Here is a 6,239-nt window from a genome sequence, read left to right as displayed (position 1 = left end):
CGGCCCACGCTCGCCCACCGGCAGGAACGGTTCCACCAACTCCCACTCGGCATCGCTTAGATCACCACGCGTCACCCGCGACTTCTACCAGGCCATGGCCGTCCCGGGCAGGAGAATCAACAAACCCATGATCTGAACTCGGAACAGGCCCTAATTGTCGGTGAGGGCGGCCAAGAGTTGACGGGCTCGGATAGTGCCGTGGTGGTCATGGCCGAAGTGAGTGCGCCAGGCGTCGTGGGTGGCGTGCAGGAGTTCGACTGCTTCATCGTTGCGGTGCAGATCCGCCAGGGCGGTTCCGAGCACGGTGGCGGCCTCCAGCGCGCGATGGTGAGCGGGGCCGAGGCGGCGCTCACACTCGCTGAGGCACCGCCGGGCCTCGTGTTCGGCGTCAGCGGGCCGACTCGATGCGAGCAGCGCCGCGCTCCTAGCCAGAAGTAGCGCGCTCAGATCCTGCGTCAGTGCGCCGGCCCCCGGAGTCCGGTCGAAGGTGTCCTGCGCCTGGTCGACGGCGGCAAGCGCCTCCTGGGCCCGGCCCTGACCGGTCAGCGCCCGGGCCGCGCCGAGGTGCAACACCATCAGGAATCTGCCCAGGCCTTGCTGGCTTGCCTCCTCGAGCACCGGGAGCAGCACCTGTTCGGCCTGCTCGTAGTGGCCGTGGAGTGAGAGGCTGAAGGCCAGGCCGTTGGTGGCGGCCAGTGGCAGCAGGATCCGGTGGATGTCGTCAGTGCCGCTGGCGGCGGTCTTCACGGCGTCTGCTTCCGCGACGACTTCCTCGTGCAGGCCGAGGTAGGCCAGGTGCTGGAGGCGGTCGCTGCGGCTCTTGAGGACGAGCGGGTGACCGGAGGAGGTGATGCGGGCGCGTGCCGCGGCGGTGGCGGCCAGGAGGTCGGCTGCCTCCTGGTGGCGGCCCATGTCACCGAGGACCAAGGCCAGCACGTCTTGTCCGTCGCGACCATCGCCCGGAACCGGCTGGGCGGCGATTGCGGACCTGGCCTCGCTCTCCGCTTCCTGCAGACGGCCCTGCATGCGGAGCGCCTGCGCCAGAAGGGTGCGTACAGAGCCGACCAGCGAGCCCGCCCCGTCCGTAGCGACCTCCAGGACAGCGCGTAGCTCCCGCTCGGCGTCCACCCAGCGCAGCTGCTTGTACAGGTCCTCAGCCGCCTCCAGCCGGCGGTTCAGCCGCCGACGCTCCCACCAACCCACCGCTTGTTTCCTCTCCCAGGGCAAACGACGACGAGCATAGGGCCCGACCACTGCGGCGGGCATGGGCAGGTGGCGCGGTCCTGCTTTCGGGCCCTCATTTGAGGGCCGATTTTTGAACCCTCCGCAGGTCAGAAGCCTGCGGCGCGGCGGCCCGAAGCGTCAGATCTGGCGGTCCGGGTCGGAGAAGGTCAGGCCGCCGGGCGAGAGGCGGCGACGGGCCGGGGCGGGTACGGCCGCGGTCTCACCGGGCGGCTGGCGGAAGTCGGCGCCTTGCTCGACCGGCAGCAGCCGGCGCCCGCCGGACTGGGCGGGAAGGGGCGTGTCGGCGGCAGGGTCGGAGAAGGCGGGCAGCGAGAGGCTGCGTCGGTCGGTCATGATCACCAGTGTCGCAGCCTGGGCGGGTGCGGGGGGCCAGACCGCTATCACCGGTGGTAGGGGTCTGGCCCTGGCCACCAGGGCCAGACCGGTCCGTTGTTTCAGATCCCCAGAACAGAGCGGTTAAAGTGCCAGCGTGTAAGGGGAGGCCCAGCGTCTCGGTATCGCCCTGCGCGGTCCTCATGCCCTGGCTCGGGCTCGTACGCCTCTACTGCGGCAGCGACCTCGGCGATTGGGTCCTGGTCGCCGAAGTCGAACCATTCCCCACGAGTCCGGTAGCCGTCGAACTCCTTGTGGAGGTGTCGCTCCAGCCTCGGCTCGCCGGGAAATGTCGCGGCTATCAGCAGCGCCACGGGCGACCCCACTTGGAGCTGTCGTGCACCGTAGCTCAGAGCTGTGACAAAGCCCTGTGAGTCAGCTGACCGCGCGCAGCCGGGACCGGCCGGCCTTGGGAGGGGCGGCCTGGTAGTCAGGGATCAGGATGGGCGCGACGCCTTCGCGGGCGGCGCGGGCCATGGCTGCCTGCATCTCGAGTTCGGAGCTGTAGCCGGCGATGGCGGGGTGGAGGCGGTAGCGGTAGCCCTTGCGTAGGACGAGGCCGCGCTCGACGAGGAGGGTCATTCCGCGGCTGACGACGGAGGGGAGGATCTGCAGTTCTTCGGCGATGTCCTGCTGGGTGATGGGGACGACGCCGCCGGGGTTTTGCCGCTCGACCATGACGGAGAGGACGTTGGTGGCGGTGGGGGTGAGTTCGAGGCGCCGGAGCATCCCGAACAGGTCGGTGACCATCAGCATGCTGGTGACTCCTTGTCCCCGTTCCGGAGGGCTTCCAGTCCGATGATGTCAGGAAATCCGTTTTCCAGGGCGAGGGCCCTGAGTTCGGCGAGGAAGGTCTGTTGCTCGTCGCCGTTGCCCTTGTAGGCGATGAGGGGGTTGAGCTGCCAAATTCCCCGGCCGATGCTGCGGATGTAGTTGCGGGCGGCGAGGTGCTTGAGGGCGGGGCTGACGCTGGAGCGGCTGGTGCCGACTTCGTCGGCGATCTCACGCTGGATGGCGTGGCAGACGCCGCGCTCGGCCCGGCCGACGATGTTGGACAGCACGGCGCACTGGAGCTTCGTCATCTCGCCGGACATGAGGGCCTGGGGCAGGACGTAGCGGGCGAAGTAGCGGCTGAGGAGGGCGTAGCCGTCGGAGCCGAGGACTTCGTGGGGTGCGCGCCGGTAGAACTTCGTGCGGGCTTCGTAGATGCCGTTGGGGAGGTGGCCGGCGTAGCCCCGGACGATCTCGGCGGCGAGGTCGCGCTGGTGCTGGGGGCCGGCGGGCTCGAGTCTCGGTTGGCGGGGCGGCTCGGGCGTCTGCCTTCGGGTGCTGCCGCGCTCTGCCTGTGCCAAGGCCGTGATCCTTTTCCTCGTGTCGGCAGCAGACTACATGTTCTTCGCAATGCTGCGAAGCATTCTGCGCGTGAGTGCGAAACACGTGTCGCGGGCGGCATCCGGGCTTCGTGGGTTCCTCCGTCTGGCCAGGTCGAGCGCCGGGCCGCGTGCCGATGATCACTCGGGGGTCCTCAACGTCGCCGCAGCCCGACGCCAGTGTTTCGCAATCGTGCGAAACATTGGGTCCGAAAGTCGGCCTCCCGTGACACCAGCGGGAACCTAGTGTCGGCGCAGCCATACCTTTGATTTTCCAAGTTCGCAGGTCAGAGGCATGATCACTCGACTGTGCTCTTATAAAAAAAGGGCCACCGTCTGCCCTCCCGGCTCCCCCAACAACCGTGCTCACCTAGACGTCCCGGGAACCTCGGACCTACAGCCGGAATGACCCGAACACCCGGACCAACACACAGACCCCCTTGACCTCAGGAGCAACTGCGCACCGTTGCCCTGCGATCGTTCGCCGACACCGACATTGCCCGTGACCTGGCTGGTGCGGACCAGGGATGGGGTTCTCCACCTGGTCCCAGCAAGTAGTGACTGAAAGCGGTGTTCGAGGCAGGGGTGACGTCCATATCCACCTGGTGCGTTGGCAGGTCTCCCATGCTTGGCGCAGGCCGGGTCAACGGCCGCCTCATCCAGCAAGGGCGCCGGCCGCTTCTCGAGGGCCAACTGCCCAGGCCGGACCGGCCACGGTCCGGCCGGTGCGGTGACGGGCCGACGGCGGGGCCGGCCACGGCCCTGACGGCGGATCCGGCAGCGCAGGGCGGGCGGCAGCGCATGTCCAGCCCGCGCAGGGCTGGTGGGGGGCGCGGGGGGAGGAGCCCCCCGCAAGGTAGGCGGGTCCAGCGCCGCCGGGCGCTGGCCACGGGTGCGGGGGCGGAGCACGCCGCGCCCAGCCACCCACACGGCCGCAGCCCGCATCGGTTCGCAGTTGCCGCCCGATCCCGGTCTGGCCGGCAGGGCAAGTGGCGCGCGTTGCCCGGGTGGGAAGAACAACTCGGAGGATCCGGTCGGCGGTTCGCCGACATGCCGATAGCCGGGACACAGCACGAGGGCCTGTGCCCGCACGAACGTGCGGGCACAGGCCCTCGTGGTCACCTCGGCGGCCCCTGTCCGACCCCGAGGCACGGGGGGAGGAGACGAAGTTGGTCGGCTCAGTACCAGTGGTGGTTCTGCCAGAACGCCCAGGCGGCGTTCGGGCTGCCGTAGCGGCTGTTCATGTAGTCCAGCGTCCACTTGATCTGGGTGGCCGGATTGGTCTTCCAGTCCGCACCGGCCGAGGCCATCTTGGAGGCCGGCAGCGCCTGGCCCAGCCCGTAGGAGCCCGAGCTCGGGTTCGTCGCCGTCACGTTCCACCCCGACTCGTGGGAGACGACCTGGCTGAACGAGGCCAGCTGGTCCGCGGGCACCATCCGGGCGGCGATGGCCTGCGGGGAGGCGGGCGCAGCCGAGGCCATGGCGGGGGCCACGGCGGCACCCAGGGCGGTCACACCGGCGGCGCCGGCCAGAATCGCGGCAGAGGTACGCATACGGAGCTTGAAAGCGGGCATGTAGAGCAAGACCTCAATCGGGTTGGGCCGAGTCGCGCCCCGCCTCGACCATGGCCGGACAGGGGCCGAACGATCGCGGGGCGTGACTTGGCAGTAAGCCGTTCACCGGCGGGACAGGAGCCGGTGTGGCTGACGACGAATGCCAACGTGCCAGACCGGATCGGCGCTCGCCAAGACCCCCTCAGTACGATCCGCAGTCGTAGTCAAAGCGAACCGGCACTGATCCGAGGCGCGGTCGGCCCGGTCCGCCGGTCCCTGCCGATCCTCTCTGGGCCGGCGCGAATGCCCCAGACGCCCGGCAAATGATGCCAAAAGAGATCAAAACGGACACTACTATTCGCCGTCGTTCACCGCATTCCCCTGTGAGCGCACTCACTAGACAGGCTCTCGGTCACATCACCGACCGAACCGCCGCCACCACGCTGAGTCAACACCAGGTGACCGGCATTGAGACCGCCACCACACCTGGCCGACGTGGAACAGCCCGAAGGGCAGCTGGCCAGGACTGCAAGAACGGTGGCACCCCGGGGGCCCGACCTCCGTCAGCCCTCGCCTGCCCGGGTTTGACTCGGTGCTGCACACCCTCGCTGGAGAACCCGAAGGGGTAAGCCCTCGCGTGCCCGCGGCGGACTGTGCCGGATGCCGTGGGAACCAGGGCGGCAAGTCCGTCCATCGCCGAACGCACCCGTGCCGGACGCACGCTCGCGGAAACCCAGTCGACCTTGTTCCCGCCAATACCCGACGGTGGTGCGGTCGCCGCGGAGGCGGAAGCTGGGTCGGGCCGGCTGTTTCCCGGGTCAGCGCAAAGTCGCCACCGGGGTAGGAGGCATCAGGCCGGGGGTCCTCTTGTTGTGTACGAGGTGCCCTGGACCGCCTTCCCGAGGAGCGCGGCCCCGGTCCAATCAGCGACGTTGCCTACCGCAGCGGTCGAGACCCGCTTGCCGAGCCGGTCTGCGGTGTGGAAGCGCCGCAGACCGGCTCGTCTTGGTGGTAGGGCGCGCCCGACGTCCACGGGCAGAGCTCGCGGTCGTCGCCGCGGCGTCGAGGGAACCGCTCAGGCCGTAGGGCCGAAGCGCGCTCGGCGGAGCGCTGACGGAAGCAAGCGTCAGGACGTAGACGTAGGGGACGGCTCCTCGGAGGGCGGAAGCAGGCAGGGAGTGGTGACTCTCAGGTACATGCGGTCCCCGGTACCCGAGGTGGACGCCGTGGCGGAGTACCGGCTGGTGGGGTGGTAGGTGTCGACGAGCGCATCCGGCTTGCCGTCCACGGACTCGCGGTAGCCCTTCACCGTCAGTCCTTCGCCGGTCAGCATGTCGCGGATCTTCCTGACCGCCTCGGGGTGCTGGGCGCGTGGAACCGAGCTCTTGACGCTGTACATCAGGATGTACCGGTCGTCGGAGGCGGTTTCGCCGTTCTTTCCGGTGCACGGGGTGAAGAGCGCGGAGATCGTCGACGGGTCGGTCTCGATCCCGGCGGTTCGGGCCATGTGCTCGGTGATCTGCTGGGCCCAGGTCTGGGCGTCGGCCTTGGACTTCACGGGTGGTGTGTCACTCCTGTCGGCAGCGGATGAGCATCCGCCGAGTGCCGCGAGCAGGAGCGCGGTAGCGATGATCCGCCTGGTGGTGCGGGGCGCGCTGGCAGTCATGGTGCTCCTGAGTCGGCGGTCGGTCGGACTGGT

General features: G+C 69.0%; 7 protein-coding genes. All 7 read right to left on the bottom strand.

Annotation, left to right across the window (positions count from 1 at the left end; translation table 11 throughout):
- Nucleotides 1-150 precede the first annotated feature (150 nt).
- On the bottom strand, nt 151-1,266 hold the full coding sequence (locus ACH4J0_RS34000) for a tetratricopeptide repeat protein (RefSeq protein ID WP_396244885.1): 1,116 nt from the start codon (nt 1,264-1,266) through the stop codon (nt 151-153).
- A gap of 96 nt (nt 1,267-1,362) precedes the next feature.
- Nucleotides 1,363-1,578, bottom strand: coding sequence for a hypothetical protein (locus ACH4J0_RS33995; RefSeq protein ID WP_396244884.1), 216 nt, complete (start codon nt 1,576-1,578; stop codon nt 1,363-1,365).
- 101 nt (nt 1,579-1,679) lie between these two features.
- Nucleotides 1,680-1,943: a GIY-YIG nuclease family protein gene (locus ACH4J0_RS33990; RefSeq protein WP_396244883.1), complete on the bottom strand. Its 264-nt coding sequence runs from the start codon at nt 1,941-1,943 to the stop codon at nt 1,680-1,682.
- A gap of 49 nt (nt 1,944-1,992) precedes the next feature.
- Nucleotides 1,993-2,373 carry a helix-turn-helix domain-containing protein gene (locus ACH4J0_RS33985; RefSeq protein ID WP_396244882.1) on the bottom strand — a complete coding sequence of 127 codons (381 nt, stop codon included), beginning with the start codon at nt 2,371-2,373 and terminating at the stop codon, nt 1,993-1,995.
- Nucleotides 2,367-2,969 (bottom strand): replication/maintenance protein RepL, encoded by a 603-nt coding sequence (locus tag ACH4J0_RS33980; RefSeq protein ID WP_396244880.1) that lies wholly within the window; start codon nt 2,967-2,969, stop codon nt 2,367-2,369. The genes ACH4J0_RS33985 and ACH4J0_RS33980 overlap by 7 nt, the downstream gene beginning before the upstream one ends.
- A gap of 1,196 nt (nt 2,970-4,165) precedes the next feature.
- Nucleotides 4,166-4,540, bottom strand: coding sequence for a transglycosylase SLT domain-containing protein (locus tag ACH4J0_RS33975; protein WP_396244878.1), 375 nt, complete (start codon nt 4,538-4,540; stop codon nt 4,166-4,168).
- Between the two features lie 1,126 nt (nt 4,541-5,666).
- Nucleotides 5,667-6,098, bottom strand: coding sequence for a hypothetical protein (locus tag ACH4J0_RS33970; protein WP_396244876.1), 432 nt, complete (start codon nt 6,096-6,098; stop codon nt 5,667-5,669).
- Between the last annotated feature and the right edge of the window lie 141 nt (nt 6,099-6,239).

The sequence above is a fragment of the Kitasatospora sp. NPDC017646 genome, from assembly GCF_044329365.1.
Lineage (GTDB): Bacteria > Actinomycetota > Actinomycetes > Streptomycetales > Streptomycetaceae > Kitasatospora.
The sequence above is the reverse complement of the archived record's forward strand: the minus strand, read 5'-3'. Positions and strand labels throughout refer to the sequence as shown.